We start from the raw sequence: 26,708 nt of genomic DNA on the forward strand, positions 1-26,708 counted from the left end.
GGATTTTCGTTGCGTAACAGCCGCTCTAAATCAAGTTACTTGGTTTTTGATGTGCTCATATTGCCCGGCCTCAGGCGTTTTAAGGCGATGCCGTCTTGGTTGAAGACATGAAAAGCTGCCGCAGGCGCTGAGACTTCTAATCGCTCACCAATATGTACTTCCCGATCACCATCACCGCGCACCACAATATCTTGGCCGTTGTTCAGGGTGAGATAAACATAATTCGCTTCGCCCAAATGCTCGACAATGCTCACCGTGCCGCTAAAGCGCTCGTTAAAGCGCTGATCTTCGGCAAGGTGCTCGGCGCGAATACCGACATTGACTAAATCACCCGCCTTGGCGCTACTGCCATCGACTTCGGCCAGAATAGTGTCGCCGGTGCTGAGCTGGATGCTGACATCGTTGGCTGTCGCATTGAGCACTTTGCCTTCGATTAAATTCATTTTTGGCGAACCAATAAAGGTGGCTACAAATAGATTGGCGGGCTGCTGATACAGCTCCAGCGGAGTGCCTGCTTGCTGGATTTTACAATCGCTCATCACCACAATTTTGTCCCCCAGCGTCATCGCTTCGACTTGATCATGGGTCACATAAACGATGGTGGCATTCAGGCTACGGTGTAATTTAGCGATTTCTAAACGGGTTTGTACCCGAAGTGAGGCATCCAGATTAGACAGCGGCTCATCGAATAAAAACAGCTTAGGTTCACGCACAATGGCGCGGCCAATGGCGACGCGCTGACGCTGGCCACCGGATAATTCACGCGGTAGGCGATCGAGTAGATGGTCGATTTTTAAAATGCCAGCGGCGTGAAGAATACGTTTTTCAATCGCGGCCTTGTTTTCCCCAGCCACACGCAGGCCAAAAGCCATGTTTTTATACACATTCATATGTGGATAAAGCGCGTAGCTCTGAAACACCATTGCAATACCGCGCTCGGCAGGGGGCAAATCATTGACCACCTTTTCATCGATCAACATCTCGCCGCCGCTAATGCTTTCTAGGCCAGAGAGCATGCGTAGCAGGGTGGATTTACCACAGCCCGAAGGGCCAACCAAAACCACAAATTCACCGTGTTTAATATCCAGATTAATATCGGTCAAAATCTGAGTTTTATTGTCGTAGGACTTGCTTAAATGATTGAGTTTTACAGTTGCCATGATGTTTTCCAATCGGGTAAAAAATCTGTAGACACAGAGAGCGGTGAGAACACAGAGCACACAGAGAAAAGCATTAATTGTTTTTTTCTTGGTTTTCTCTGTGGGCTGTTTTGTATCTCTGTGGGCTTTGTGTCTACAGGTTTTAGGGTTTTGGGATGAAATGGTTACTTCACCGCGCCGGAGGTCAGGCCGCGTATCAACTGCCTTGAGAAAATCACATACATAATCAGCACCGGAATCACGGCAAGGCTGAGGGAGGCCAGCACGGCGTTCCAGTCGGTAACGTATTGGCCAATAAACTGTTGCACACCAAGCGTGACCGTTTTGGTGGAATCGTCTGGCGCTAAAATCAGCGGGAACCACAGATCGTTCCAAACTGGAATCATGGTGAATACCGCCACGGTTGCCACGGCAGGGCGAATGAGTGGCAGGATGATTTGGAAGAATATTTTAAATTCGCCCACTCCATCGCAACGTGCCGCTTCTTTTAGCTCCTTAGGTACCTGCGCAATAAATTCGCTAAGTATCATTACTGCCAGCGGCAAGCCTTGGGCGGTATAAACCAGCACCAGCGCGGTAAGGGTGTTGATTAAATCTAGCTTAACAATTAGCTCCAGAATCGACACCGTGCCAAGGCGGATCGGCACCATAATGCCGATGGCTAAAAACAGCGCCAACAGTCGATTGCCGCGAAATTTATATTCGGACAAAGCCCAGGCTGCCATCGCACCAAATAGTAAAATCAGCGTCAGTGAAATCAGCGTCACAGTCAGGCTGTTGCCAAAATAAAGCAGGAAATCAGACTTGGCCAAAACCTTGTGAAAGCCAATCAGCGAAAAGGTGTCGCTATTGGGCAGTGCTAGCGGATCATCAAAAATCCCTGCGCGGGTTTTGACCGAGTTAATTAAAATCAGCACAATCGGAAACAGGGCCAGTAGGGTGTAGCAGAGTAGCGTGAGCTGCACGACCAAGCCAGCCGCTTTGATTTTTTTCATGGTGTTCTCACTTTTATTCAATTCGTTCACAAAACCTAGAAAGCACTCAATCAGGTCAAGTGTGTTAAACCTTGAACCACAGAGAACACCGAGGACACAGAGTTTCACAGAGAAGGACATACACGCTTGATTTTCTCTGTGTTCTCTGTGCTCTCCTTTTCCTCTGTGGTTTAAGACTTAGCGCTATTGCAAGGTGACGCTAAAGTTCTTGTCGTAACAATATTTACAGCTCAAACCGTTGTAACTTGCGTTGGATAAAGAAGAAATAAGCACCTACGCCGCTTAAAATCACGAGGAACATCATGGTGGCGACCGCTGCGCCCATGGTGGGGCTGCCTATTTGGCTTTGGTAGCCAAAGAAGGTGCGGTAAAACAGCGTGCCTAAGATATCCGTACTGTAATTTGGCCCAGCAATCGCGCCTTTCACCGAGTAAATCAAATCAAACGCATTAAAGTTGCCAACAAAAGTTAGGATGGTGACAAGCCCCAGTGTGGGCAGAATCAGCGGTAGTTTGATTTCCCAAAAAATACGCAGGCTGCTTGCGCCTTCCACATGGGCTGCTTCGACGATATCTTCAGGCACGGCCAAGAGCGCGGCGTAAATCAGCATCATTGGAATGCCGACAAACTGCCAGACTGAGATCATCGCCAGCGTAATCAGCGCCGAGCCTTCATCACCTAAAAATGGCGCAAAGTAATCGGCCAATCCCGCAAAGCCCATGAGCTTTTCACCCACGCCCCACAGCGGCGAAAGAATCAGCTGCCAGATAAATCCAATAATCACCACCGATAACAGGGTGGGCAAGAAAATCAGCGTGCGGTAGGTTTTGGCGCCTTTTAAGCTTTTTAGGCTGAGCAAGGTGGCGAGCAATAAGCCAATTGGATTTTGGATTAATAAATGCAGAACAAAGAATTTACAGTTGTTCCACATGGCATTCCAAAACGCATGTGACCAATCTGGATCAAATAAAATAGTGTGGTAATTGGCAAGGCCAGTAAATGTTTGATGACCGCTTTCACTGGTGGTGAAAAAGCTCAGTCGTAAAGTATCGAGCAGGGGTAGGGCGCTAAATACGGAATAGATCAGCAGAGCTGGGGCAAGAAACACCAGAATATGCCAAGGAACTTTGCGCTGCATGGCGCGCCTCCGCAAAAAAATGTCGGCAGCGATTCGCCGCCGACCAAGATCCACAGTCGAGTGTGAAAGAGGAAAAGACTTAATAGGTGGGTTGTAAGCCAATCCTGTCAACGTCAAAAACCATCGAAAAATGATGCTTTTGTAGGTTGGGTTAGCAGGTATATTCGCCTAGTTTTAAGGGCGGATGAACCTGCGTAACCCAACACTTAAGCGTAAACAGAATGTTGGGTTACGCGATAAAGCCTGCTAACCCAACCTACAAATGCCCCTTAAGTTGATAGGATTGGGGTGTAACTCGCCTGAACGATTACTTTTGCTGCGGTTTGTACCACTTAGCAAAGCCAGCTTGTACTTGAGCGGCGGCATCTTTGGGTGCCAGCTTGCCGTTCAATACTTGACTGTTAACGTTCCACAGCTGGTTTTCCATTGAAGGCTCGCCACGGTTTAAGATTTGCGCGTTCAGGCGGATGGTCGAACCGCAGCTCTTACGCCATTCCAGCATTTGTTTTGCCACTGGATCTTTAACGGTGATCAGGTGGTTAGACAGGCTAAAGAAACCGGTTACTTTATTGGTGTAAAGGTCAGCAAATTCCTGGGAAGAAAGCCAAGCCAAGAATTTATAAGCGTCTTCTTTATTTTTGGATTTGCTGTTCACGCCCATACCGATGTCGGTGTGATCAGAAATCCCACATTTGTCCCCTGCTTTTGCGACAGGAGGTGGGAATGCGCCAAATTCAAAGCTGGCTTCTTTATTGAAATAAGCAATATCCCAAGAGCCAGTTGGGTAGATGGCGGCTTTACCCATGGCAAATAAATTTTGGCTGTCTGCATAGGTTTGGGCAGAAGCGCCTTTAGACAAATAAGGCGTCCATTTGCTCATGGCATCCCAAGCGGCCACAAATTGTGGATCGGTGAATTTTGCTTTGCCGGAGATCAGCGCTTTACGGCCAGCCTCGCCTTTCCAGTAAGGTGCACCTACGCTGGTGAAGACAATTTGATTGGCTTCCCATTGATCCGCTGTGCCTAGAGCGATAGGCGTATATTTGCCGCCTTTTTTGATGGCTTCGCTGACTTTTAGAAATTCATCAGCCGTCTTAGGTGGATTTAGACCTAATTCTTTAAAGATTTTTTTGTTGTAGAAAAAGCCGTGAATCACCGAGGCCATTGGCATGCAGAAGGCATCTTTGCCATCATCTGTTTGCCATGCCACTTTGGCGGACGCTGGGAAGTTTTCCATGCCTGCTTTGCCATCAAGTTTTTCTAAGCTGCCTTTTTTATAGTTAGCAAGTGACACGTCAAATGGGCGACAAGTAATTAGGTCCCCTGCTGTGCCACCAGCCAGACGTGCAGTCAGGCTAGAGTCATACTCTGTAGGGGTAGTCGGAGCAAATTTAACCTGAATGCTAGGGTTCTTTTTATTGAACGCAGGCAATAGCACTTCTTCCCATAGCGCTTTATCATCAACGCGCCATGATTCGATGGTCAGTGTGCCAGCTTGTGCTGTACCGGCTGCGAGTAAGGCGGCCAAGACGGCGCTTCGTGCAAGTGTACTCATTGTGGTGACTCTCCTCAGGGTTGACCGCATTTAGCGCTATTTTTTGTACGCTTTATTCGCGGAAAAATCACAATAGCACCCCTGAAAAGGTGACACAAAATCGCACATTTATGCCGTTGTATTTTTATTAAGTCTTTGATTTGTATTGAATTTGTGTGATTTTGAGTGAGTGGGCATGTTACATTTCTTTACATGTAAATATGCACAGGGTTTGGTTTTGATCAATACGCCGCTACTTGTTCATATGTTTTGCTCTTGCAAAATAAATGGGGGCAAGCAACATTTTTTTACAAATAAGCAAGATAGCTTACGTTATAGTCCGCTGCATCCTCCCTATAGGTCTCAGATTTTGCTGATTGTTTTCATTAACGCTGCGGTATGCGTACTGTTGCTGGCCTTGCCGGTACGTGCCGAAACGCTTGAGGTGCTGCACTGGTGGACCTCTGCATCTGAGCGTCGAGCTGCTGATTTCTTAGTCTCACGCTTAGAAAAAGAAGGCTTGGAGTGGAAAGATGCAGCGATTCCTGGCGGATCTGGCTTGGGCGCGATGAAGGTATTAAAAAGCCGCGTACTTTCTGATAAAGCACCGCAAGCGGCTCAGCTCATTGGCCCAGCCATTGCCGAATGGGGCGATTTGGGATTGTTACTCGAGCTAGATGGTGTGGCTAAGCAAGCCAAATGGGGCGCTTCGATTTTGCCCACACCCTATGCCTCGGTTCGGCTACGCGGCCATGTAATTGCTGCACCATTAGGCGTGCACCGTATCAATACCTTGTTTTATAACCAGAATATTTTCAAACAATTGGGCTTGCAGCCGCCACAAAATTGGCCAGAGTTTGAGCGGGCAGCAGATAAAATAAAACGCGCGGGCTTTATCCCGCTCGCGCAAAGTGGCGAGCCTTGGCAGGTGGCTACTTTGTTTGAAAGCTTGGTACTGAGCGAAGGCGGCCCCGCTTATTATCGAGATCTATTTGTGCGCCGCCGTGCCAATGCTTTTTTCGATCCGCGTTTAGGTAGAGCCTTAGAGCGGCTGCGCGCTTTGCGCCGCTATATGCCTGATCCTGTGGCTGAGAAATCTTGGACACAGACCGCTAAAATGCTGGCAAAAGATGAAGCTGCCATGATGATGATGGGGGACTGGGTAAAGGGTGAGCTAAACGCATGGGGCTTGGCGACCGATGTGGATTTTGGCTGTGTGGCGGTGCCGGGAACGGCGGATATGCATCTCTATAGCATTGATACGCTGGTGATGTTTGCGGGGAATTACTCGCGGCAGGATGCGCAGGAAAAACTGGCCCAGCTGATTGTTTCCGCTCCCGTGCAAGCAGGCTATAACCGGATTAAAGGATCGGTGCCCGTGCGGCGCGATGCCGATATTCGCCAGATGGATAGCTGCTCTCGTTCTTCATGGCAAACCTTTGTAAAAGGCGGCATGGTGCAAGCACCTAGCCTTACTCATCGAATGGCCTCTGATGAAGCCTTAAAAGACGCCATCGTAGCCCAAGTTCATCGCTATTTTATGGATAGCCAAATGCCCACCAGCGAGGCACAACGCCGAATGGCAGGCATCGTCCGCGCCTTAGGAGCTGGGGAAAAAGATATTTGATTAGCAAAATGTTAAATAGCGAAAACCCAAATCTTGAACCACGGAGAACACCGAGGACACGGAGTTTCACGGAGAAAACCTATTTTGAATTGAGCCGTTTTTTAGGTTTTGAGTCGTTTCAAGCTCAGTAAAATACATTTATATCGCGACTCATAGCGCGGGGCTTAAATCCCCCCTGAAGCACGCCGAAGCGAGGAATAAGCGGCTCGGGGTTTCGGAAAAGGGGTAGCGAGGCAGCGAGCGAGCAGCCTTTTTCGCCGAGGCGATTATCCGCAGTGAGGGGCCTTCGTGCTGTTCGAGGCGGCCTTCTTTGCTTACTTTCTTGGCCGTTCAAGAAAGTGAGTCCCCGCGGGGATGCCGCACCTAAATCAACGTGCCGCAGGCACTAAAAAGATAAGCAATGTAACGCCAGTTACCAAATTAAAAGGCCACCCATGAGTCGTAAAATTTTAGTGGTCGATGACGATCAAAAAACCCGCACCCTGCTTAAAACCTATCTGGAAAAAAACCAGTACGAGGTTTACCTTGCCCACGATGGTGCTAGCTTTCTGGCGGAATTTGCCCGCTATCAGGAAGAGTTAAGCTTAGTGATTTTGGATGTGATGCTGCCCGACACCGATGGCTTTGCGCTTTGCCAAGCGGTAAGGCGGCAATCGAATGTGGCGATTATTATGCTGACCGCTAATTCGGATGAAACTGATCGAATTGTGGGGCTAGAGCTGGGCGCGGACGACTATATTGCCAAGCCCTATAATCCGCGTGAATTACTGGCGCGTATCAAGGCGATTCATCGCCGCAGTGGCTTGGATAGCTCCATTGCCCCGCGCTACTACCATTTTCTTGGCTTTTGCCTCGATACCGTCGAGCGCAGCCTGACCGATCCGGCGGGGGTGAATGTGGTGCTGACCGGATTGGATTTTCAGCTGCTTAAATACTTTGCCGAGCATTCTGGGCAGATATTGGATAGAAATATCCTTGCCGAGCAAACCCGAGGCCGGGATGTGGGGCCGCTCGATCGATCATTAGATGTGCAAATCAGCCGCTTGCGTCAGCGCCTGCACGATGATGGCAAACAGCCAGAGCTGATTAAAACCGTTAGGGGAGCGGGCTATGTTTTCTCCGCCCAAGTGACGAGCAGCCATGCGCCTTAGCCCTTGGGCGCGGCGCTTGATGCCGCCTTCTTTACTGGGCCGTCTATCGCTCGTCATGGTGCTCGGGGTGCTGACCACCATGCTGATTGGTAACTGGTTGTGGGCCAATCAGCTTAAAACCAAAGCCGCGCTAGAGGTCGGTGCGGCTGCTCAGCATATTGGCGCTGGGGCTGCCAGTGCGGTGCGTTTTTTTCAAAGTTTGCCGCCGAATTATCGCCCCATCCTGATCGAGCAATTGCGCGATATGGGCGGCACTCGATTTTTTGTTAGCGTTAATCGTGCACCCGTCGAGATCCAAGATATCCCCGAATCGGCGCTGTCTAAAGCGGTGCTGGACATGGTACGGGTGACTTTAAGCCATGATCTGCCAAGGCTATCGGATGTGCGGATTGGCTTTGCTATGCCCGATGGCTTGGTGGTATCGGATGAGGGGGTAACGGTCGCCGATTTACCTGAAGAATGGGTACAGCACACCCTGCTGATCAAGCCCCGCCCCGCGCCTGTGTTGGTGATTCAGGCAGAAATCGAGCCGGGTGGTTGGTTGTATTTAGCCACCTTAATGCCCGATCCCTACTTTTTAGACAATGGCAATCCATTGCCGTTTGATCGCCTGCTTTTGCAGGGCTTAACCCTTGCTACTGTGTTGCTGCTGTCGATTTTGGTGGTGAGCTGGATTACCCAGCCCCTTGCAGCGCTGTCCGAAGCGGCGGTCGCTTTTGGTAAGGGCGAATCGCCCGCATTGCCAGAAACAGGCAGCCGCGAATTTGTGCGCACAGCACGTGCTTTTACCGCGATGAGGGAGAGAATCCAGCTTTATTTGGAAGATCGCGAACGTCTGTTTGCCTCGATATCACATGATTTGCGCACGCCGATTACCCGGCTGAAATTACGTGCAGAATTGCTTGATGATGAAGAAGCGGGCCAGGCATTTCAGGAGGATTTAGACGAGCTGGATATGATGGTGAAAGGCGCTTTGCAAAGCGTAAAAGACACCGATATCCATGAAAACCATACTGAGCTGGCTCTGGATCAACTGATTGGCCGCATGGTAAGGGATGCAATGTTGGCCGGGCATGATGTGGTGTATCAGCCCTGTGGTTTAAAAGTGAGCGCCAAGCCGCTGGCTTTGCGCCGTGCCTTAGTTAATCTGCTGGATAATGCTTTGTTTTACGGCAAAAGGGCGCGTATTGCGGCAAGCCCTGTGGAGGGCGGCGGGGTTTGCATTACCCTGCATGATGATGGCCCCGGTGTGCCTGTTGAGGCGTTGCCAACGCTGTTTCAGCCTTATACACGCTTGGAGCACGGCAGAAATAGCAATCAGCAGGGCATGGGCTTAGGGCTGGGTATTGCGCAAAATATTGTGCAGGCTCATGGTGGAAAGCTGAAGCTGAGCAACCATCCGCAAGGGGGCTTATTGGTTTCAGTCACCTTGCCATGATGTTTACGCAAAAATTCCCAAGTGTCGGCATACCTCTTCGCCGTATTGCACGGCCTTTGCCAGCATGCTTTGCCGGAGAGCTTTTGGATGGGTGTCTATTTATGGTGAATTGCGTGGAAAATCAAAGCCAGCCCAGTCAGCGTTCCCTTACTGTTTTTCAAATGAATCAGCGATTCATAAATCAGCATAGAGTGGCTGCGTGCGTTCAGCAGTAGTACTTCTCTGGGCTCGGGAGTGGTTTCTACTGCGCTGAGCGCGATTGATAGCAGCGAAGCCAGCGGTGTGTGTTCTTCTGCAGAAATAACCCGGTAAATATGATCAATATGTTTGCCTATGGTTGTGGCCGTTCGGCAATTGAGTAAATGAATGGCCGCTGGATTCATAAATTCAATATCGCCGTTTAAAGCGAGGGTAATGACTCCATCGGCCATGGTATTTAATATTGAAGCAATTCTTTGCTGCTCTAGCTGAACGGCTTGTTCATTATTTCTGCTGGCGGTAATGTCATGCCCTATTCCGCGATAGCCAAGAAACTCCCCTTGCTCATTAAAATAAGGCTGGCCTGAGGTACGGACAATGAGGCTGCCTGAGCCTGCTTGCATTGTATAAATAAAATCATGAAAGCTTTTATGGGCATCAAGCTGTGCTTTATGCACGCGCCATTCTTCGCTGGATAAGCGCCCGTCACTTAAGTCCCAGCGCTGATGGCCAATCACTGATTTACGGTTTATTGCATGCCGCTTAAAAAAGCCGGGTGAAACTTGCGTAAACCGGCAATCTTTATCCTGTTCCCAATACCAATCCGCCGACATCTCTACCAGTGATGCAAAGCGCTCACGGCTTTTTTGTAACTCTATAAATAATTCTTTATGCTGGGTAATATCGTGGGCAAACATGGCCGAGCCTACGTATTTCTCTTCCTGATTATAAAGCGGGAATAAAGTAAGCTCGAAAAAATGCAATTCACCTTCTGCATTGCTGTGCTGGCATTCTTGCAAAATAGGCGTTTCATTAATCGCCAGTTCGGCAGAAAGTAATAGTGGCTTGTTTTTTCCTAATAAAATAGGGGTGCTATCTGCAAAATAGAGGCGTGCAGCCCGGTTGGCATAGATGATTTTTCCTTGTAAATCACGGCTGATAATTAAATCATGTGATTCCTCAGTAAGCTGAGCCATTTGTTGGTAGTGTTGCTCATTCTTACGCAAATCCTGAGTGATTTGTTCTGCTAAATCTAATGCTGATTCGCGGCTGTTTCTTTGGCGTTGCAATAGCATTGCAATAAAAGCAGAAAGAGAAATACCTAAAACCCATAGCATATAATTTAACAGGCTGGGCTGAGGAAATGCACTTACTGGGGCATAGAGGCTAAGACGCCATTGCCGACCCGGAAACTGAATTAAGGCATTCGCCGTTAATTCATTATTTGGTGCAAGCTGTGTTTTATTTTTATATGGGTAGATGATCTGGCTTTTTTTCTGCTCATTTAAGCCTGATGTTGCGCCTGTATCTTGCAATTGCAGGCGTATGTTTTTTTCTACATCTTTGGCTAACCATGTCACCGTTTTTTCAATTGTAAAGATAGCACCCACTGATCCCACAAAGGCGGCTCGTCTTTCCTTTTGATTGGTGATTGGTTTATTCGGTATATAAATCGGAAAATGGATAACAAAACCAAGTGGGGTATTTTTATAGCCATTGAGCGGGTAAGCAGGAGAAGCTACACCACGGCCCTGATCACGAGCGTATTCAATTGCGATTAAATTACTGGTTTGCGAGCTAATGTCAGCGCCTGCTGGCTCGTACAACGGTGCATTTTCAGGGAACACATAATCAACAATCTGGTATACGGGGCGGGGGCTGTTTAGGCTAACGCTAAAGCCGGGGTCGTCAAGTTTGCGTTGTGCAATATAGCTTTCTAAATCAGCTGTTTTTACTTCTCTGATAAAATGGACAGAAACAAAATCAGGGAAGCGGCCTTGAATATTTTGTTGCTTTAAAATAGTAGAAAAGGTTTTTTTATTAAGATTAGGATTGGCAATAAAGGCATTTTGTATGCCGCGCAGAATGTTAATTTCTGCATCTAGTTTGAATTCAACCCGCTCGGCATAGTCGCGAGCAAGATGATCGAGCTGGGTTTGGGCGTGGCCTTGGTGTTGAAAATTAAGCCATGCTTGTAAGCAGGTTGTGAGCAGAAGCCCCACTACGAAACTGCGTAGTGCTACGCGATACTTGCGCGATAGCGATAAAATACTCATTAAGTGGGTCTCTGCTTACTTTGCTACCTTAAGAATCTAAGGTAGCAGAACTTCCTTATACGGCGCTCCAAGGCTTGCCAAGCGGGCTGAATGTTGGTTTTTGACCACCCCAGAGTTGTTCCAGATCATAGTAATCACGAACAGGTGGCAGCATTACATGCACAACCAGTGAGCCTGCATCAACCAGTACCCATTCGCCGGATTCGTGGCCTTCGGTGCTCATGATTTCATAGCCCTTGGCTTTTAGATCAACGGCTACATTATTCGCTAATGCGCGAACCTGGCGGTTTGAGTCACCTGTACAAACAATCATGCAATCAAACAGATCGGTTAGTTCCGTGGTGTCTAGGTCAATAATGTCTTTGCCCTTGATGTCTTCCAGTGCGGTCATTGCAAGTGCGCGCATTGCTTGAGTGTATTCGTTCATTGCCATTGTTATGTGTTTCCAAAGTAAAAAGTGGCTGTTGCAAAGTGGCCGCAATAGCTGTGCTGCTTGATAAGTAATTCAACAAAGCAGTATTTCAAAATATAAAAACACATAGGTGTTTTTAGCACATTAAGTGTTTTTAGAGTAAAGACCCGATTGCTGCAATATTGCGGCAATTGGGCTTAGATTGCTTACATCCTCACCGCGTGCAAGCTTCTCACGTACGGTCGTTGAAGAAACGGGCATCAGCGGCGTAGGTAATACGCTGATTTTACCCCGAGCCAAGGCTTGCGGGGACGCTTCTACATATCGTTTGGCAAATTCCCCTGCTATGTCTGCGGGGAGTTTGTCAAAACCGGGGCGATTGGCAACCACTAAATGCCCCATTTCCAACAGCTCTTGCCATCGGTACCAGCTTGGCAGATGAGCGAATGAATCGCCACCTATCAGCCAGACTAATAGGCTATGCGGTTGTTCTTGTTGTAATTCTGTCAGGGTGTCAAAAGTAAAGCTAACCTTCCCTTTTCTTACTTCTCTATCATCAGCATTGAGCTGGTGCTCGCTAATTAAAGAAAGTTTAAGCCATTCCAGACGCTGCATAGCGCTTACGCCTGGTGTGCGGTGTGGTGGTACACCCGTTGGAATGAGCCGGACTTCGCTTAAAGCAAAGGTATCTCGTAAGGCACGAGCTAAGGCTAAATGTCCAAAGTGCACCGGGTTAAAAGTGCCGCCGTAAATGCCCAGCGCCTGCTGCATCAGCTACGGATTTCGCCGTTGCCAAAAACAATCCATTTTTCGCTGGTTAAGCCATTTAAGCCAACCGGGCCGCGAGCATGAATTTTATCAGTGGAGATGCCAATTTCTGCCCCTAAGCCATATTCAAAGCCATCGGCAAAGCGGGTAGAGGCATTTACCATTACGCTGGATGAATCTACTTCACGCAAAAATTGCCGTGATTTTGTGTAGTTTTCAGTGATGATTGCATCGGTATGATGGCTGCCCCAGGTATTAATATGCTCGATTGCATCGTCTAAATCGCTGACGATTTTGATAGATAAAATGGGCGCGAGGTATTCGGTGGCCCAGTCTTCCTCTGTCGCTGCGTTGATTTGTGGCAGCACGGCCAGCGTTTTAGCGCAGCCGCGTAGCTCAACACCTTTTGCGGCATAGATTTCGGCCAGCGGAGGCAAAATCAGCTCGGCAACGGTTTCGTGAATCAGCAGTGTTTCCATGGTGTTGCATGTGCCATAACGATGCGTTTTGGCGTTGTCGCTAATGGCAATCGCCTTAACTGGATCGGCTTCATCGTCGATATACACATGGCAAATGCCATCTAAATGCTTGATGACGGGCACACGTGCGTCGGCCGCAATGCGGGCAATTAGGCTTTTTCCCCCACGCGGTACGATCACATCCACAAATTCGCTCATGGTGATCAGCTCGCCCACGGCGGCGCGATCAGGTGTTTCAATAATTTGTACGGCAGTGGTCGGCAAGCCCGCTGCTTTTAAGCCTTCGCTTACACAGAGCGCGATGGCTTGATTGCAATGAAAGGCTTCGCGGCCGCCGCGTAAAATGGTGGCATTGCCCGATTTAATGCAGAGGCCAGCGGCGTCTGCTGTCACATTAGGGCGGGCTTCGTAAATAATGCCAATCACGCCCAAAGGCACACGCATTTTGCCGAGCTGGATGCCGGATGGACGAAATTTGAAATCGCTCATCTCGCCAACGGGGTCGGGCAGGCTGGCAATCTGACGCAGGCCATCGGCCATACTTTCAATAGTCTTAGGTGTAATCAGTAGCCGATCAAGCATGGCTGGCTCTAGGCCATCTTGTTTGGCTTGTTCCATATCGAGATTATTGGCTGCAAGCAAAGCATCTGCATCGCGCAGCAGCGCATCGGCAATCGCATTTAATGCCTGATTTTTGGTCTGCGTATCGGCTTTTGCCATGTGCCGACTGGCCGCACGGGCCTGGCGACCCACTTGCTGCATATAAGCTTTGATATCCATTTCTCTACCTTTTCGCCTTTGAGTTGTAATTATCAGGGTTTAGGCGGTAGTTGCAAGACTGTTACACCGACGTTATCGGCTTTTTTACGATTAAACCAATCCGGAGCGGAGCTTTGCACCGCAATAATCAAGGGGCCAGCTTCACTATTGAGCCAAATGGGTGAGCCTGAATCTCCCGCTAAAGTGTCGCAACGATGATAAATCGTATTGTTTGAGCGTAAACGGGTGATTTTGCAACCCTGATGCGCTGTCAGCTCGCTGTCGTGGTCTTCGGCAAAGCCGGCTTGGGTCACTAAGGATTTATTGGTCGCAATAATGGCTTTTAATTCTGCTTTATTGCCGCTAAATAAGGGCAAGGGCGTTGGGGCTTTTCCGTCAATTAGCTTCAGTTTTAACCACGCAATGTCATAGGCGGCGGCAGAATCCTGGATATAAACATCTTCGCCTTTGTAAACTAAGCCTTTTTTAAAGCGCGGGTGAAACGATTGCGATAATACTTGATAGCGAGCTTGATACTCACCCTTGTAAAAGCCCGCTTTAAACCAGCGACCCGCATCCAGTTTTTTTGCTTCCATTAAAAAGCAATGGGCGGCGGTAATCGCTAAATCGGGAGCCACTAAGGTGGCGGTGCAAGTGCTTGCTGCGGCTGTTTCGAGTTGTCCAATGGCGGCAAAAGGCTGAGCATAAGGTGCTTTAATAAAAACGCGATCATCTTTCCCAAAAAACAGGGCCTTGTTTTCCTTACTGGTTTGGGCAAAGCTGTTGGCAGAAAGGATTAAGGCAAGGAAGGTAAGTACGTATTTCATAATTTGTTTTCAGTAGTGAGTTATCCCGCTTATTGCATAGGGGATAGGAGAGTAAGACAGATTTGGATAAGTAATCTACGCTTAGGTTCCTTATCCAAAGGTATCTTTATAAACAACAAAAACGGGGACCGAAGTCCCCGTTTTTGGCACAGCGAATGCGATTACTTAGCAGCAGAAGCAGCAGAAGCAGCTACTTTCTTAGCTTGAGCTTTTTGAACTGTAGAAGCAGCAGAAGCGGCTACTTTCTTAGCTTGAGCTTTTTGAACTGTAGAAGCAGCAGAAGCGGCTACTTTCTTAGCTTGAGCTTTTTGAACTGTAGAAGCAGCAGAAGCAGCTACTTTCTTAGCTTGAGCTTTTTGAACTGTAGAAGCAGCAGAAGCAGCTACTTTCTTAGCTTGAGCTTTTTGTACTGTAGAAGCAGCAGAAGCGGCTACTTTCTTAGCTTGAGCTTTTTGAACTGTAGAAGCAGCAGAAGCAGCTACTTTCTTAGCTTGAGCTTTTTGTACTGTAGAAGCAGCAGAAGCAGCTACTTTCTTAGCTTGTGCTTTTTGAACTGTAGAAGCAGCAGAAGCGGCTACTTTCTTAGCTTGAGCTTTTTGAACAGTAGAAGCAGCAGAAGCGGCTACTTTCTTAGCTTGTGCTTTTTGAACTGTAGAAGCAGCAGAAGCAGTTACTTTCTTAGCTTGAGCTTTTTGTACTGTAGAAGCAGCAGAAGCAGCTACTTTCTTAGATTGAGCTTTTTGTACTGTAGAAGCAGCAGAAGCTGGAGCTACTTTTGCTTTCTTAGCGTGCTTTTCTACTTTAACTGCTTTAACAGTAGAAGCGGTAGAAGCAGTAGTGTCAGCAGCGAATGAAGTAGCTGAAACGAAAACTGTAGCGAGCAATACGGCAAGAAGCTTGTTCATTTGTTTATTCCTTGAGGGAGTATTTGATTAGTGTTGCTATGGAATGGATTATCAACACTTCCTCTTTAAAACTCGATAAGCCCTTGGTAGCAGTCTGTAACGCTATGTACGTATTGGCCAAAGGCTTGACCTTACTTCAGTGCCAACCTGCCATCTTTGAGTGGAGTGGGCCAGCATAATGTCACGCGAGCGCCACCCAAAGGTGCATCGTTAATTAAGGCCGCACCCTTATGTCCGCGCATAATCATAGAAACAATGGCTAGCCCTAGGCCAAAGCCGCCAGTTTGGCGATTGCGACTGACTTCTAAGCGCTCAAAGGGTTGCAATAGGCGCTGGCGCTCAGATTCAGGGATCCCTTGGCCATTATCATCGACATGTAGTTTGGCGATGCCGTTTTCCCACTCGATCGTGAGCACTATTTCTGTACCGCCATAGCGCCTTGCATTGCCCATTAAATTGGCAAGTGCCCGAGTGAGGTAATGGCTATCGGCCTCAAGAAAAGGCGTTTTTCCTGGTAAAAGATTAATTAAGTCGGGCGTGATATTGCCCTGGCTACTAAATTCACTGATTTGGCGTTTGAGCCAAGGCAATATTTCGATGGGCTGTGTTTCTAAATTGAGGTGTGGTTTATCCAGGGTAGACATAGTGAGCCATTCTTCGATCAGCTCATCGATCTGGCCTAGATCTCGTTCAATGGCAATAATTTGCTGGCCGCTTTCTGCCCCGTTTTTAATCGCTTCCAGCCGATAACGCAGCCGTGCCAGTGGTGTACGCAAATCATGAGATACCGCATCAATCAGGGCCTTGCGGCTAGCGGTGAGTTCTTCTACATCGTGCGCCATTCGATTAAAGGTTACGCCGAGCGAATTAAGCGTAGAGCCTTCATGCAAGATCACGCGAGTGCTGAAGTCTCCTTCCCCCAATTGGCGGCTTTGCCTTGCCATATGTTGCAGATCACGCCATAGCGGGCGCAGCCATAGCCAAGTAGGCAGGCCTAATGCTGCACACATCAGTAGCAGGGCCACTAAATCGGCCCAGGCGAAATTATCTAATCTTTGTAAATAAGGCACAGGACCAAGAACAACCATCAGGCCTGTATCGGGAATGCGGTGCAGGTAAACGTCTTGATTCTGCAAAAAAATAATATCGCCATTAACCAGCGCCTGCTGATTTGCCGGGCTGAGTGTGTAAGTGCTCAGCGTTTCAATTTCTACCGGTAGGGGGAGTTTATTTTTAAGGCGCTTTACCTCATCGTGCCAAATAGATGAAGGTAAATCGCCAAGTGCGGATTCAATCACACTGATCGTGGTTTTGAAAATATCAGAGAGGTAATGCTCATTGCTGCGTTCGAGCAGGTTTTTATACAGCGCACCAATAACGAGGGACGAGGCTAAAAAGCAAACCACTACGGTGAGATAAAAACGTAAAAAGAGTTGGCGCATATTTAGCTGTCAGATCGTGAGGGTGCAGGGATCAAGGCGAGCTTGATCCCTGATGGCTGAAAGGCTTATTCCTGCCACCAAATATCGGTGGCAAATAAATAGCCTTTGTGGCGTATGGTTTTAATTTTGCGCGGTTCGTTAGGATCGTCGTCCAGCTTTTTACGTAAACGGGAAATCGCCACGTCGATGCTCCTGTCCATGCCATCGTATTCAATTCCGCGTAATACTTTTAATAAGTGATCGCGCGATAAAATATCCCCGGCCTGGCTGGCTAAAGCCCAGAGCAAATCAAAATCCCCTGTTGATAAGCCCAATGCTTCGCCGCGATAGCTGGCGGTGCGATTACGTAAATCTACTAAAAGCTGGCCAAAATTAAGCGTGGAGCGATCGGGCGCGGGGGCGGCACAGGATACGATGGGGGTGCCGCCTGCTGTTTTGCGCAGATGAGCACGAATCCGGGCGAGCAGCACTGAAGGGGGAGTGGTTTTCACCACATAATCGGTGGCGCCAATTTCAAAACCTAAAATCTGGTTCATATCGCTATTGAGCGAAGTGAGCAAGATCACAGGCCCAGTCCAGAACTCGCGTAATTCCCGACACAAGGTCAGGCCATCTTTGCCGGGCAGCATAATATCGAGCAGCACCAGCGAGGGCGGATTATTGCGTACCGCCTCAACTAAGCCACTGCCATCAGGCAAGACTTCAATATTAAATTCAAACGAGCGTAAATAACTACCAACCAGTTCCGCCAGTTCAGCATCATCTTCAACAAAAAGAATGCGGTGATTCATTAGAATATTCTCTGGAATGGGATAGCGGGCAAAGAGGCCCAGAGCCTTATGACGGCTTGGGTGGAGATAAAAAAGGTACTTCTAACAACAGTGGGCGAAGCATATTGCTTTGTTTTTTATTTCTAAATGGCGCAATACACTTCGCTGCTTAAAGGCTTTAGGCGCTGATGATCAGGTATTTTTGATGCAGTTCTTCTTTGGTTTCCTTGTGCTCAGGGTCTAGCGGGATACAGTCAACCGGGCACACTTGCTGGCATTGTGGCTCATCATAATGGCCAACACATTCGGTACAGAGATTAGGATCGATGACATAGATTTCATCGCCTTGGCTGATTGCGCTGTTTGGGCATTCTGGCTCGCAGACGTCGCAATTGATACATTCATCGGTAATGATTAGGGCCATGATGCTAAATCCTTGGCAATGCAATAAAAAATAGATAAGCAAATTGTCCCATGTTCTGCCATGCCGCGACAACGGTGCTGTAAAAAAGCTGAGCCGACAGATGGAGCGAGTGTTTAGTTTTGGGGCATTTTTTTGATGATTGAGGCTTAATGTGTGGGATTAATACAATGTATGAAGCTTAATCCTGATTCAGTATGCCCATGTCTTTATTATCGCCTTTGCCGTTTGAACAAATGATGTATTTTTAGGGCAGAATAGCTATTCACACATCTTGCTAGGAGCAAACCGTATGGGACTTTTAGATCAATTAGCTGGGCAGCTTTTGGGGGGGAAAGAATTGCCAGAAGGCTTGGTGCAATCTTTGTCTGGCGTGTTGGAGCAGCAAGGCGGCATTTCTGGTTTGGTAGAGAAGTTTCAAAATGGTGGTTTATCCGAGCTAGTTCAATCTTGGGTGGGTAGCGGGGATAATTTGCCAGTGAGCGGCGAGCAAATTCAAGCTGTGCTGGGTAGCGATGCAGTGGCTTCGGTGGCAGAGAAGCTGGGGATTGATCCAACTGAAGCTGCCGGAAAAATTTCAGAATATTTGCCGCAACTGGTGGATAAGCTCACCCCTAATGGCGAAGTGCCAGAAGGCAATAATGTTTTGGCCGCAGGTTTAGATATGTTGAAGGGTAAGTTATTTGGTTAATGATTGGATGCCCGATTGAAAAAAGCCCCGTCTGGGGCTTTTTTTACGTGGTGGCTTCAAATAATTTCCCAAGTTCATGCCTCACCTAGGCTCTCGGTGCGCAACGACTTCGTCGTTGTACACCCTATAAAAGCCATGCTGCATGGTATGGCTTGTGTATGACACCAGCCAGTTAATCAAGGCTGAATCAAATCACTCAAGTGCCTGCCCATTCTTCGTCCCTCGCGGATGGCGTAATTGGTGCCTCGGTCTTCTGGGTAGATCTGTGCCATCGAGGCTAAAAAGAGGCCGCGCTTAGGGCTTTCGCAGGCAGGAATCAGCTGGCTGTAATGCTTTTCAACTACAGGTTGCGCCCAGCGAGCATGCCAAACATGGTGTTTTTTGATCCATGCATCTTCAAATTTGGGGAACATGCGTTTTAAGTGGGGCAGGGCAAAGGCGAGCAGCTCGTCGTCGCTCATTAAATACAGTGCATCGGTATGCGGCAGATATTTGGATAAGTAAACGATGTGCTTGCCGTCGTAATTTTTAATGCTCTGAAAGTTAGTGTGCTCAATCACGCCCACAAAGGGAAAGCTAGGATCGTTTACATTGAGCCAATAGGTGTCAGACAGCGAGTGATCCAGCTCCAGCACAAGGCAGACATTGGCCAGATAGTTAATCCGGTTGAGTTTGGCTAAGTATTCCGGGCTGGCCCAGTCTTCAATCATTTGTGCCAGCAAGGGCAGGGCAGGGGTAGAGATCACCCGGTCTGCCAGAATATCGCCCCCTGCGGTTTTAATCCGCCAGCTATTGCCTTCGGGCTGGATGGATAATACGGGGTTGCTGGTTTGAATTTCACCACCCAAGCGTTTAACTTTGGCGGCCAGCGCGTCGACTAAGGCAACAAAGCCACCTTTAAAATAGGCCAGCCGCTCTTCTCCGCTTTTACCTCGGCTGCCGCCGCGTAGTTTGAGTTTATTCCAGAACCAAACGGCAGAAATTTGCTCGGCTACCGCGCCAAATTTACCGCGTAATAGCGGCTCCCAAACGATACGATACACATTTGCACCACCCAGCTCGGTGAGCCATTCTGCGGCGGTTTTGTTTTCCAGCTCCTGCCAGTTTTCTACTTTGCGTGCTTTTAATGCCAGTAGCCCAAGGCGGATTCGATCAGGAAAAGCGAGCGGTTTAAATTTAAGCAAATCCCAAGGGGTGGAGAGCTTAAAAAACTGGTTGGCGTAATACATGCCGGTGTTGCTGGGATTTACTTTTACTTTATCGCAAAGGTTCAGCTCAGTAATCAGCTGCATCACTTCTAAATCATTGGTAAACCAGTGGTGATAAAAGCGATCTAGTTTTTCTGCTTTATCTCCAATATCAAAGGCCGCAGCAAGGCCGCCGATATTGGCCTCGGCTTCGATAATGGTGACACTAACTCCCGCTTTAACTAATTCATAAGCGGCAGCCAGCCCGGTAAAACCTGCACCAATGATGGCGACTTGAGTGTGCTGGGTCGTCATTTATTTCTCCGGGAAAGCAAACAGCGATGAATGACTGAAAGGCAAGCGGCGGTGATCATTTCTGATTGAGTAAACTCATCAGCGATGGTGTATTCCTTCATGATTTCTTCCGGGAAATTAATAGCCATATTCCGCCGACTAAGGTGGGAGGAAGCCAGATCAGTAAGTGGGCAATCAAGGCAAAGGCGGCAGCGGGCACGCTGTCATTATTTGTTAGTTTCATGGCAAGGATGGCAAAGTAATCAAAGGTGCCCACATAACCGGGAGTGCTTGGGATAAGCGTTGCCAGTGTGGCGAGCGGCAGGGCAAACCATGCGCCTGCACTATTGATCAGCCCCGGCACACTTTGCGCTACGCACCAGAAAGTAAGCCCTTCTAATCCCCAAACGATCAGGCTTATGGCGATCAGCGGCAGAATGCGTCGCCCGCCAAGAGTTGCCAGTAGCTTGATGGCGTCTGCCACTTCATCGGCCAAATGATTGCCACTATTGGGCGCTAGTTTGTGAATGATGCTCAGGCAGGCATTAATAAAAATTTGTAAGCAACGGGGGAAAGCCAATAATACAAAAATAATCAGGGCGATGAGCGCGGCACCACTTGCCCCTACTTTGCCAAAGGTGGGCAGGCTGTGTATGTCAAAAGCCCATAAGCCAAGCGCCAGAAACAAGAGCAAGCTGGCTAAATCGAGCAGTCTTTCTACTAATAAAGAGGCAAGCACCTGGCCTGGGCCTGTGCCAAGCTCCTTATTAAATGCAAAAGTGCGGGCCAGATCGCCTGCACGAAAAGGCAAAATATTATTGAGCGCTAGGCTGCTTAAAAAAGGCTGCAGGCAGGCGCGTGGTGTGGCGTTTGGGCTGTGGGTGCGCAGCATGCTGCTCCAGCGAGCTGCACGGCCAACAAGTCCCAGTGAAAAAATGATTAATCCTGCAAGCAGCCAAAGCGGATTGCTGCCCTTCATCGCCGCGATTAGCTGAATACCATCGGTTTGCTGAAAAATCAGCCCAATTAAAAAAATGGCAACGATAAGACCAATAATGCTGCGGATATGACGTTTCATAAAAATTCTTTAAAAGGAGCGGCTAAAACCCGCCATTTGCTGCTTATGGCGATCAATCGATTATTTTCTATCGACTACGGGGCTGCGTGAGAAAGCGATTTCATCGTTAAAGCCACAATATTCTTGCACGACATATAAGGGCCTTTGTTTGGATTCTTTGTAAATACGGCCAATGTACTCGCCTAAAATACCGACGCAAATCAGTTGAACCCCGCCTAAGAACAGCACTGCAATCATTAAGGCCGTCCAGCCTTCTACCCAGATATTGGTAAAGATGCGTAAAAACAGTGCATAAAAGATTCCGATGAGCGCCAGCAAAGACGTGCCCATCCCCATCGCCATGGCCAGCTGCAAAGGCTTGGCAGAGAAAGACATAATGCCATCGCTGGCAAAACGGATCATTTTAGATAGTGGATATTTGCTTTCCCCGGCAAAGCGTTTGGCGCGTTGATAAGGCAATGCAATCTGTTTAAAGCCAGCCCAGCTGACCATGCCGCGCACAAAGCGATCGCGCTCGGGCATGGCGCGCAGCGTGTCGATCACGGGGCGGCTCATCAGGCGAAAGTCGCCGGTATCCAGAGGGATTGGCACATCAGATAGGCGATTGAGCAGGCGGTAAAAGCCTTTGGCGGTGGCGCGTTTAAACGCCGATTCGCCGGGCCTATCGGTGCGGGTGCCGTAAACCACGTCAAAACCTGCCTGCCATTTTTCTATCATGCCGTGGATGGCTTCGGGCGGGTCTTGCAAATCGGCGTCGATGAGCACCACTGCATCGCCACGAGCGGCATCAACACCTGCGGTCACTGCAATTTGATGGCCAAAATTGCGTGAAAAACCAATCAAACGAATACGATGATCGTGCGCAGCGTGCTGTTTTAAGATGCTGCGCGTAGCGTCTTTACTGCCATCGTCGACAAAAATAAACTCAATATCTAAGCCCTTTACCTCACGGCTAAAGGTAGACAGGCGCTTCAGCGTTTCTGCAATGACGGCTTCTTCGTTGTAACAGGGCACGACAATCGACAGTAGCATCTCGTCATCCTCGGTGATATGGGCCGTGCTTATGCCGGCTCATTATTATTTTTGTCTTTTGATCCAAAGCCCCATGCGGGTATCGGGTGTTTCCAGGAAAGGTCGCCAGTCATACTCTGCGGCAATGGCTGAATTAATCGTTTGCCAAGCTGGCGATGTACTCTCTGGTCTGCCCCATACTACATACTGAACTTTGTTTTGCTTCAGCCAAGCCAATGGATTGCTTTGTGTTCCTAAATAGAAGTCTTTAATTTGCTGATTAAGCAGCCAGATTTCCTGAGGTGCACCATGCCACAAGCTGACATGATTAGGCCAGCCGAGTAAAGAAGGCTGTTGGGCATAGAGCGAGAATAACGTTTGATTGGTGTAAGCATCACCCAGCCAGTTTTCTAGCACGATGCCCTTTGGCGCTTGGCTCAGATACTGAATGGTGTCTTTCACCGGCGCATCATTGCTAAACCAATGTGTGCCAGCCAGCTTGCCTAGATCGCCTTTTGGGGTATGCCAGATATATTGCGCGGTATTGATGGCGTAGCTGCAAGTAAGCAGCAAAACGGCGGCGGCAGCGTTGCGCACCCAGCGGCGGCCTGATCCTAATGCCATTGCACCTGCCGCCAAGAGACCACCGCTCCACATCCAGCCCCACCATTTCATCGTGGTATTAGTGCGCTCGAATTTGCCCACGCTAGGATCATCAACAAAGATAAATTCGCCCAAGAGCAGCATGATGGCAAAGGCGATGACGAGGGCAATGGCCAGCGGGCGTTGGCGTTTTTCGGTGAGGGCCAGTGCAAACAGCGCTAATAGCGGCCAGAGCAGCAGGATAAATTGGGCAATCGGTGTGCGATCAATGCTGTGCACTAGCCGGATCGGCGTGCCGATTGCTTGGCTGGCAAAACCGGCTAAAAATGGATAAATCAGCAAAAATCCGAGTGTGCCACCAGCAAAAATAGCGCCCCAGGCAGGTGAATTTTTGCAGTAATGCCGCCAGCCTGCCCAGGTAAACAGCAGCACGGCCAGCATGGGGGTGATCCATGTATTGGTGATGAGCATTACCGGTAGCGTGAGGGCGAGCAGGCCTTGGGCAAAGCGGGCGTGGAGGATTTCATCAGGCTGATCGCTCCGTTTTTGCTCTAGCCATGCGATCAGTGCCAGTGCTAAAAAAAGCAGAAAGAAGCCACCGAGCGGCGGATGGTAATCGCCGAGGAAAAACTGATAGCCAAAGTTTTCTAGCGGTAAATCTCGCGCTTCAAAATCAGGCGTTGGCTTGGTTTCCACGGTGAGTAGGGGGAAAAGCCGCTGGCCTAAATCCGTATTAACTCGCGCATCGTAGCTGCCAATAAAACGCGCACTGGCCCACATTTCATCATTAGCCTGCCAACTGATTGGGCTATCGCTGACGGGGGTGACAAATAAATTTAACAGCGGTGAAACACCCGTGCCACCAAGGGCCAGGGCAACAATCAGCACTAGGCGATGCAAGCGGCTGGCGACAAAACGTGTGGCAAATTCCCATGCAAGGCTGAGCCCCAATGCCATTAAAAGTGCAAAGGCGATGTTATAGGTAAAACCAATATCCCAGCCAAACAGCCTGCCCATCAGCGCAGCGGCGTAGTGCTGAAAGGCGTAATAGAAATCAAAGCGATGGCCAGCAAACCAATGATCGGGCGGCGGTAACACGCTGCCCGAATAATAATTGGCCATAAAGTAAAGATCGGTGACTCGCTCTGATGTTGGGTAAATCGCTGGGAATATAAATTTCCAAATCAGCCCATAGGCCAGCGCTAATAGGAAAGCGATTTCGGCCGCTTTAAAGCGGCGACTAGCGGCTTCTTGTTTAAATAAATAAAGAGAGGCTGCGGCAAGAATTACCGTGATTGGCCAAAGACCATTGAGATTACCTAAGCCAATAAAATGCTCAATAAAAAACATCAGCAGCGTAATCAATAGCACGCCCGATGCTCTGGCGATGGCATAGGGTAAGTACTGGCCCAGCACTAAGGTGAGGCCAGCCAAATGCAGCCACAGCAAGGCTAGGCTTGCGGCGAGGTGAATCATCGTCATCTGTGAGCATCCCTTTATTTTTATATATTCAGGCGATGAGCGCTTGAGCCTCGTTTTTATCCTATTTCTGCATTAATTACAAATGGCAATGTGCTTTTTATTAATGTTGATTGCATAGATTCATCGACCTTTCGCATGCTTGTAATAAATGTAATGGGAGGATTAGAAAGGTGAGCGTTTTTGATTACGGATTGAAGCTATTTTCATGCATTAAAAATAAGAGCGGCCCTCTTGCATTTGCTGCCGGTAGCGCTCCGGCGAAAGGCCGATTAATTGTTTAAACATGGCAATAAAAGCCGATGGCGTGCTATAGCCAAGCCGCCAAGCAATATCTTGAATGGTTTTGTCTTCTTTTAACCACGCCAGCGCTTGTAAAACACGAATGCGATTGCGGCACTGGCCAAAGCTCATTCCTAGCTCGCTTTGAAAACGTCTAGCCAGTGTGCGCTCAGTGCTATGCACTTCGCTGGCCCAGCTGCTTAAGCTTCGGGCGTTATCTGGCTCGGCTTGCAGCGCTTTTAAAATGGGCGCGATCAGCGTATCGCTACTAGTGGGTAAGAAGTTTGGTGCACATTTGCATTGGCTTAATCGGGTAATGAGCAGCTCTGCCTGATTTTGATCACTTTTATCCTGCATATGGCTAAGCTGCCGCTGGCTAAAGTCGCAAATTAAAGCGCTGATTAGCGGGGTACTGGTGAGCAGGCAAGCTTTCTTTGGGAGTAGCTGGGCTAAGTGGGCTGAAACATAGATGGATGTGTAATTGAGCGCTTGGCGCACATAGGCAGAATGCGGGATACCTGCCGGCACCCAGGTTAAGTAATTGGCGGGTGCAATCAGGTGCTGCTGCTCTAACTCGAGGTCCATAACGCCTAGGCTAATCCAGCTCAACTGCCCCCAAGGATGCTTGTGGCTACTGTATTGAGTGTCAGCTTGCATCTGTTGATAGCGTAAATACAGTGGATTTGGCGCTGGCAGGGCTAAATCGGCGGCAAAGTAGGTGTTGGGCATTTTATATTTACTTAAACTTGTCTGTTTCTAAATATGGAATGTCTGTTTTGGCGTACTTGCATTAAAAAAGACAAGCTTATACTAGTGGCAATTCATCATTTTAGAAAGACACGCTTTATGCCCATCCTTTTTCCTCTGCTGGCGGTCATGATCTGGGCCACCAATACCGTGGTTTCCAAAGCCGCAGCGGGCGTGCTGGATCCTGCCGCCATTTCTTTTTATCGCTGGTTTTTAGCCGCCTTAGTGCTCACGCCTTTTTGCCTGAAAGCAGTCTGGCAACAACGGCTCGCTATTCGCCCCTATTTAGGTAAATTTCTAGTGCTGGCACTGCTAGGCATGGTGTTGTTTCAATGCATCGCCTATTACGCAGCGCATAGCACTACGGCCACCAATATGGGCGTGATTACTTCTTTGGTTCCGCTCTCATCTTTGCTGCTGAATGCTTTGATGACGAAAACCAAGCCAAGTGCCGCAGCAGCCTTAGGGGTTTTCTGTTCGCTTTGTGGTGTCCTGTATCTACTGGGGCAGGGGCATCCGGCTAGTTTGTTATTGAGCGGGATTAACCATGGCGATGCCTTGATGCTGATTGGCACTGTGGCTTACGCGCTTTACGGTATTTTATTGCGCCGCTGGGCTTTGCCATTTAGCCATTGGCATAATTTGTATATTCAGATCTTGCTGGCGGTGGTGATTTTGATTCCGGTGGCGTTTAGCGCACAAACGATGGCGATTCCTGCACAAGGTGTTGGTTTGGTGTTGTTTGCCGGGATTGCCTCATCCTTGATTGCAGCCTATTGCTGGATGCAAGGTGTGCACCGCCTTGGCGCAGATCGTACCGCGGTATTTATGAATCTATTACCGCTCTTTACGGCTGTGATTGCGATGGTGAGCTTAGGCGAGAAGATTCAGGGCTTTCATTTGCTGGGCGGGGGGCTGGTGCTCTTTGGCGTTATTTTGGCGCAACTCAGGTCTTGGTCATTTTTGAATAAATAAGCAAAATATTATTTGTTGGGTTTTTTTAACAAAATACCTGTTTTTTTTCATAAACAAGTAGCCCGTAAAATTGTGTGTAGTGTGTTTTACGTAGGTGCTTTTAATTAGCTAAGACCTTGTGTTTGCTTGTGTCAGGAAGGCTAGCCAGAAAACAATTTAGTAGCAAATAGGTTGTTGAGCGCTGAAATGTTTATCCATTATTGCTGGCAGATTACTAAATTAAAACCCTAGGCTTGAATGAACTCGTCATAATCCCCTCTTTTGCATTAATCACAAAAGA

At 48.5% G+C, this 26,708-nt stretch carries 23 protein-coding genes; 5 read left to right on the top strand and 18 right to left on the bottom strand.

Annotation, left to right across the window (positions count from 1 at the left end):
* Positions 1–35 precede the first annotated feature (35 nt).
* The 4 genes from ACFQNF_RS08330 to ACFQNF_RS08345 form a co-directional block, all read right to left on the bottom strand.
* Positions 36–1,160 carry an ABC transporter ATP-binding protein gene (locus tag ACFQNF_RS08330; RefSeq protein WP_380187541.1) on the bottom strand — a complete coding sequence of 375 codons (1,125 nt, stop codon included), beginning with the start codon at positions 1,158–1,160 and terminating at the stop codon, positions 36–38.
* A gap of 164 nt (positions 1,161–1,324) precedes the next feature.
* Positions 1,325–2,155: a carbohydrate ABC transporter permease gene (locus ACFQNF_RS08335; protein WP_380187542.1), complete on the bottom strand. Its 831-nt coding sequence runs from the start codon at positions 2,153–2,155 to the stop codon at positions 1,325–1,327.
* Positions 2,156–2,378: 223 nt separating this feature from the next.
* Entirely contained in the window at positions 2,379–3,293 is a 915-nt protein-coding gene (locus ACFQNF_RS08340) for a carbohydrate ABC transporter permease (RefSeq protein ID WP_380187543.1), read from the bottom strand.
* 307 nt (positions 3,294–3,600) lie between these two features.
* Positions 3,601–4,848 (bottom strand): ABC transporter substrate-binding protein, encoded by a 1,248-nt coding sequence (locus ACFQNF_RS08345; protein WP_380187544.1) that lies wholly within the window; start codon positions 4,846–4,848, stop codon positions 3,601–3,603.
* 349 nt (positions 4,849–5,197) lie between these two features.
* Between ACFQNF_RS08345 and ACFQNF_RS08350 the strand changes: the two genes are divergently transcribed.
* The 3 genes from ACFQNF_RS08350 (at position 5,198) to ACFQNF_RS08360 (ending at position 9,043) form a co-directional block, all read left to right on the top strand.
* Positions 5,198–6,454 (top strand): ABC transporter substrate-binding protein, encoded by a 1,257-nt coding sequence (locus ACFQNF_RS08350; protein ID WP_380187545.1) that lies wholly within the window; start codon positions 5,198–5,200, stop codon positions 6,452–6,454.
* Between the two features lie 434 nt (positions 6,455–6,888).
* Positions 6,889–7,605: a response regulator gene (locus tag ACFQNF_RS08355; protein WP_380187546.1), complete on the top strand. Its 717-nt coding sequence runs from the start codon at positions 6,889–6,891 to the stop codon at positions 7,603–7,605.
* The gene (locus tag ACFQNF_RS08360; protein ID WP_380187547.1) at positions 7,595–9,043 is read left to right on the top strand and encodes an ATP-binding protein; all 1,449 of its coding nucleotides are present in this window, start codon (positions 7,595–7,597) and stop codon (positions 9,041–9,043) included. Before ACFQNF_RS08355 ends, ACFQNF_RS08360 begins: the two co-directional genes overlap by 11 nt.
* A gap of 95 nt (positions 9,044–9,138) precedes the next feature.
* Here ACFQNF_RS08360 and ACFQNF_RS08365 read toward each other — a convergent pair whose 3' ends face one another.
* The 9 genes from ACFQNF_RS08365 to ACFQNF_RS08405 all read right to left on the bottom strand — a co-directional run bounded on the left by ACFQNF_RS08365 (position 9,139) and on the right by ACFQNF_RS08405 (position 18,084).
* The gene (locus tag ACFQNF_RS08365) at positions 9,139–11,298 is read right to left on the bottom strand and encodes a CHASE domain-containing protein (RefSeq protein WP_380187548.1); all 2,160 of its coding nucleotides are present in this window, start codon (positions 11,296–11,298) and stop codon (positions 9,139–9,141) included.
* A gap of 55 nt (positions 11,299–11,353) precedes the next feature.
* The gene (gene rsfS / locus ACFQNF_RS08370; RefSeq protein WP_197432968.1) at positions 11,354–11,725 is read right to left on the bottom strand and encodes a ribosome silencing factor; all 372 of its coding nucleotides are present in this window, start codon (positions 11,723–11,725) and stop codon (positions 11,354–11,356) included.
* 129 nt (positions 11,726–11,854) lie between these two features.
* Positions 11,855–12,481, bottom strand: a complete 627-nt coding sequence (nadD, locus tag ACFQNF_RS08375) for a nicotinate-nucleotide adenylyltransferase (protein WP_380187549.1) — start codon at positions 12,479–12,481, stop codon at positions 11,855–11,857.
* Positions 12,481–13,737: a glutamate-5-semialdehyde dehydrogenase gene (locus ACFQNF_RS08380; protein WP_380187550.1), complete on the bottom strand. Its 1,257-nt coding sequence runs from the start codon at positions 13,735–13,737 to the stop codon at positions 12,481–12,483. Before ACFQNF_RS08380 ends, nadD begins: the two co-directional genes overlap by 1 nt.
* 32 nt (positions 13,738–13,769) lie before the next feature.
* A complete protein-coding gene (locus tag ACFQNF_RS08385; protein WP_380187551.1) occupies positions 13,770–14,543 on the bottom strand; it encodes a trypsin-like serine peptidase in 774 nt (257 codons plus the stop codon).
* A 161-nt stretch (positions 14,544–14,704) separates the two neighbouring features.
* Positions 14,705–15,448, bottom strand: coding sequence for a hypothetical protein (locus tag ACFQNF_RS08390; RefSeq protein WP_380187552.1), 744 nt, complete (start codon positions 15,446–15,448; stop codon positions 14,705–14,707).
* A gap of 131 nt (positions 15,449–15,579) precedes the next feature.
* Complete coding sequence (locus ACFQNF_RS08395) at positions 15,580–16,890, bottom strand: ATP-binding protein (protein ID WP_380187553.1); 1,311 nt, start codon at positions 16,888–16,890, stop codon at positions 15,580–15,582.
* Between the two features lie 65 nt (positions 16,891–16,955).
* On the bottom strand, positions 16,956–17,681 hold the full coding sequence (rstA, locus tag ACFQNF_RS08400) for a two-component system response regulator RstA (protein WP_046350523.1): 726 nt from the start codon (positions 17,679–17,681) through the stop codon (positions 16,956–16,958).
* A gap of 157 nt (positions 17,682–17,838) precedes the next feature.
* Positions 17,839–18,084, bottom strand: a complete 246-nt coding sequence (locus tag ACFQNF_RS08405) for a YfhL family 4Fe-4S dicluster ferredoxin (protein WP_046350522.1) — start codon at positions 18,082–18,084, stop codon at positions 17,839–17,841.
* Positions 18,085–18,373: 289 nt separating this feature from the next.
* On the opposite strand from ACFQNF_RS08405, the gene ACFQNF_RS08410 reads away from it, so the two are divergent.
* Positions 18,374–18,772 (top strand): YidB family protein, encoded by a 399-nt coding sequence (locus tag ACFQNF_RS08410; protein ID WP_380187554.1) that lies wholly within the window; start codon positions 18,374–18,376, stop codon positions 18,770–18,772.
* Positions 18,773–18,948: 176 nt separating this feature from the next.
* On the opposite strand, the gene ACFQNF_RS08415 is transcribed toward ACFQNF_RS08410, so the two are convergent.
* The 5 genes from ACFQNF_RS08415 to ACFQNF_RS08435 all read right to left on the bottom strand — a co-directional run bounded on the left by ACFQNF_RS08415 (position 18,949) and on the right by ACFQNF_RS08435 (position 25,435).
* On the bottom strand, positions 18,949–20,274 hold the full coding sequence (locus ACFQNF_RS08415) for an NAD(P)/FAD-dependent oxidoreductase (protein WP_380187555.1): 1,326 nt from the start codon (positions 20,272–20,274) through the stop codon (positions 18,949–18,951).
* A gap of 97 nt (positions 20,275–20,371) precedes the next feature.
* Positions 20,372–21,331 (bottom strand): lysylphosphatidylglycerol synthase transmembrane domain-containing protein, encoded by a 960-nt coding sequence (locus ACFQNF_RS08420; RefSeq protein WP_380187556.1) that lies wholly within the window; start codon positions 21,329–21,331, stop codon positions 20,372–20,374.
* 60 nt (positions 21,332–21,391) lie between these two features.
* Complete coding sequence (locus ACFQNF_RS08425) at positions 21,392–22,363, bottom strand: glycosyltransferase family 2 protein (protein WP_380187557.1); 972 nt, start codon at positions 22,361–22,363, stop codon at positions 21,392–21,394.
* Positions 22,364–22,408: 45 nt separating this feature from the next.
* On the bottom strand, positions 22,409–24,427 hold the full coding sequence (locus tag ACFQNF_RS08430) for a DUF2298 domain-containing protein (protein ID WP_380187558.1): 2,019 nt from the start codon (positions 24,425–24,427) through the stop codon (positions 22,409–22,411).
* A 210-nt stretch (positions 24,428–24,637) separates the two neighbouring features.
* Positions 24,638–25,435: an AraC family transcriptional regulator gene (locus ACFQNF_RS08435; RefSeq protein WP_380187559.1), complete on the bottom strand. Its 798-nt coding sequence runs from the start codon at positions 25,433–25,435 to the stop codon at positions 24,638–24,640.
* 117 nt (positions 25,436–25,552) lie between these two features.
* Here ACFQNF_RS08435 and ACFQNF_RS08440 point away from each other — a divergent pair, with 117 nt between their 5' ends.
* The gene (locus tag ACFQNF_RS08440; protein WP_380187560.1) at positions 25,553–26,428 is read left to right on the top strand and encodes a DMT family transporter; all 876 of its coding nucleotides are present in this window, start codon (positions 25,553–25,555) and stop codon (positions 26,426–26,428) included.
* The last annotated feature ends 280 nt before the right edge of the window (positions 26,429–26,708 follow it).

The organism is Iodobacter arcticus, assembly GCF_042664895.1.
In the GTDB taxonomy this organism is placed as follows: domain Bacteria; phylum Pseudomonadota; class Gammaproteobacteria; order Burkholderiales; family Chitinibacteraceae; genus Iodobacter; species Iodobacter arcticus.

Bases quoted from the DNA above. Each gene is read 5' to 3' on its own strand.
- ACFQNF_RS08380 (WP_380187550.1), bottom strand. From the start codon at position 13,737: ATGGATATCAAAGCTTATATGCAGCAAGTGGGTCGCCAGGCCCGTGCG.
- ACFQNF_RS08330 (WP_380187541.1), bottom strand. From the start codon at position 1,160: ATGGCAACTGTAAAACTCAATCATTTAAGCAAGTCCTACGACAATAAA.
- ACFQNF_RS08435 (WP_380187559.1), bottom strand. From the start codon at position 25,435: ATGCCCAACACCTACTTTGCCGCCGATTTAGCCCTGCCAGCGCCAAAT.
- ACFQNF_RS08410 (WP_380187554.1), top strand. From the start codon at position 18,374: ATGGGACTTTTAGATCAATTAGCTGGGCAGCTTTTGGGGGGGAAAGAA.
- ACFQNF_RS08430 (WP_380187558.1), bottom strand. From the start codon at position 24,427: ATGACGATGATTCACCTCGCCGCAAGCCTAGCCTTGCTGTGGCTGCAT.
- ACFQNF_RS08405 (WP_046350522.1), bottom strand. From the start codon at position 18,084: ATGGCCCTAATCATTACCGATGAATGTATCAATTGCGACGTCTGCGAG.
- ACFQNF_RS08355 (WP_380187546.1), top strand. From the start codon at position 6,889: ATGAGTCGTAAAATTTTAGTGGTCGATGACGATCAAAAAACCCGCACC.
- ACFQNF_RS08345 (WP_380187544.1), bottom strand. From the start codon at position 4,848: ATGAGTACACTTGCACGAAGCGCCGTCTTGGCCGCCTTACTCGCAGCC.
- ACFQNF_RS08365 (WP_380187548.1), bottom strand. From the start codon at position 11,298: ATGAGTATTTTATCGCTATCGCGCAAGTATCGCGTAGCACTACGCAGT.
- rstA (WP_046350523.1), bottom strand. From the start codon at position 17,681: ATGAATCACCGCATTCTTTTTGTTGAAGATGATGCTGAACTGGCGGAA.
- ACFQNF_RS08360 (WP_380187547.1), top strand. From the start codon at position 7,595: ATGCGCCTTAGCCCTTGGGCGCGGCGCTTGATGCCGCCTTCTTTACTG.
- ACFQNF_RS08420 (WP_380187556.1), bottom strand. From the start codon at position 21,331: ATGAAACGTCATATCCGCAGCATTATTGGTCTTATCGTTGCCATTTTT.
- ACFQNF_RS08440 (WP_380187560.1), top strand. From the start codon at position 25,553: ATGCCCATCCTTTTTCCTCTGCTGGCGGTCATGATCTGGGCCACCAAT.
- ACFQNF_RS08425 (WP_380187557.1), bottom strand. From the start codon at position 22,363: ATGCTACTGTCGATTGTCGTGCCCTGTTACAACGAAGAAGCCGTCATT.
- ACFQNF_RS08340 (WP_380187543.1), bottom strand. From the start codon at position 3,293: ATGCAGCGCAAAGTTCCTTGGCATATTCTGGTGTTTCTTGCCCCAGCT.
- ACFQNF_RS08385 (WP_380187551.1), bottom strand. From the start codon at position 14,543: ATGAAATACGTACTTACCTTCCTTGCCTTAATCCTTTCTGCCAACAGC.
- ACFQNF_RS08395 (WP_380187553.1), bottom strand. From the start codon at position 16,890: ATGCGCCAACTCTTTTTACGTTTTTATCTCACCGTAGTGGTTTGCTTT.
- ACFQNF_RS08390 (WP_380187552.1), bottom strand. From the start codon at position 15,448: ATGAACAAGCTTCTTGCCGTATTGCTCGCTACAGTTTTCGTTTCAGCT.
- ACFQNF_RS08415 (WP_380187555.1), bottom strand. From the start codon at position 20,274: ATGACGACCCAGCACACTCAAGTCGCCATCATTGGTGCAGGTTTTACC.
- nadD (WP_380187549.1), bottom strand. From the start codon at position 12,481: ATGCAGCAGGCGCTGGGCATTTACGGCGGCACTTTTAACCCGGTGCAC.
- ACFQNF_RS08335 (WP_380187542.1), bottom strand. From the start codon at position 2,155: ATGAAAAAAATCAAAGCGGCTGGCTTGGTCGTGCAGCTCACGCTACTC.
- rsfS (WP_197432968.1), bottom strand. From the start codon at position 11,725: ATGAACGAATACACTCAAGCAATGCGCGCACTTGCAATGACCGCACTG.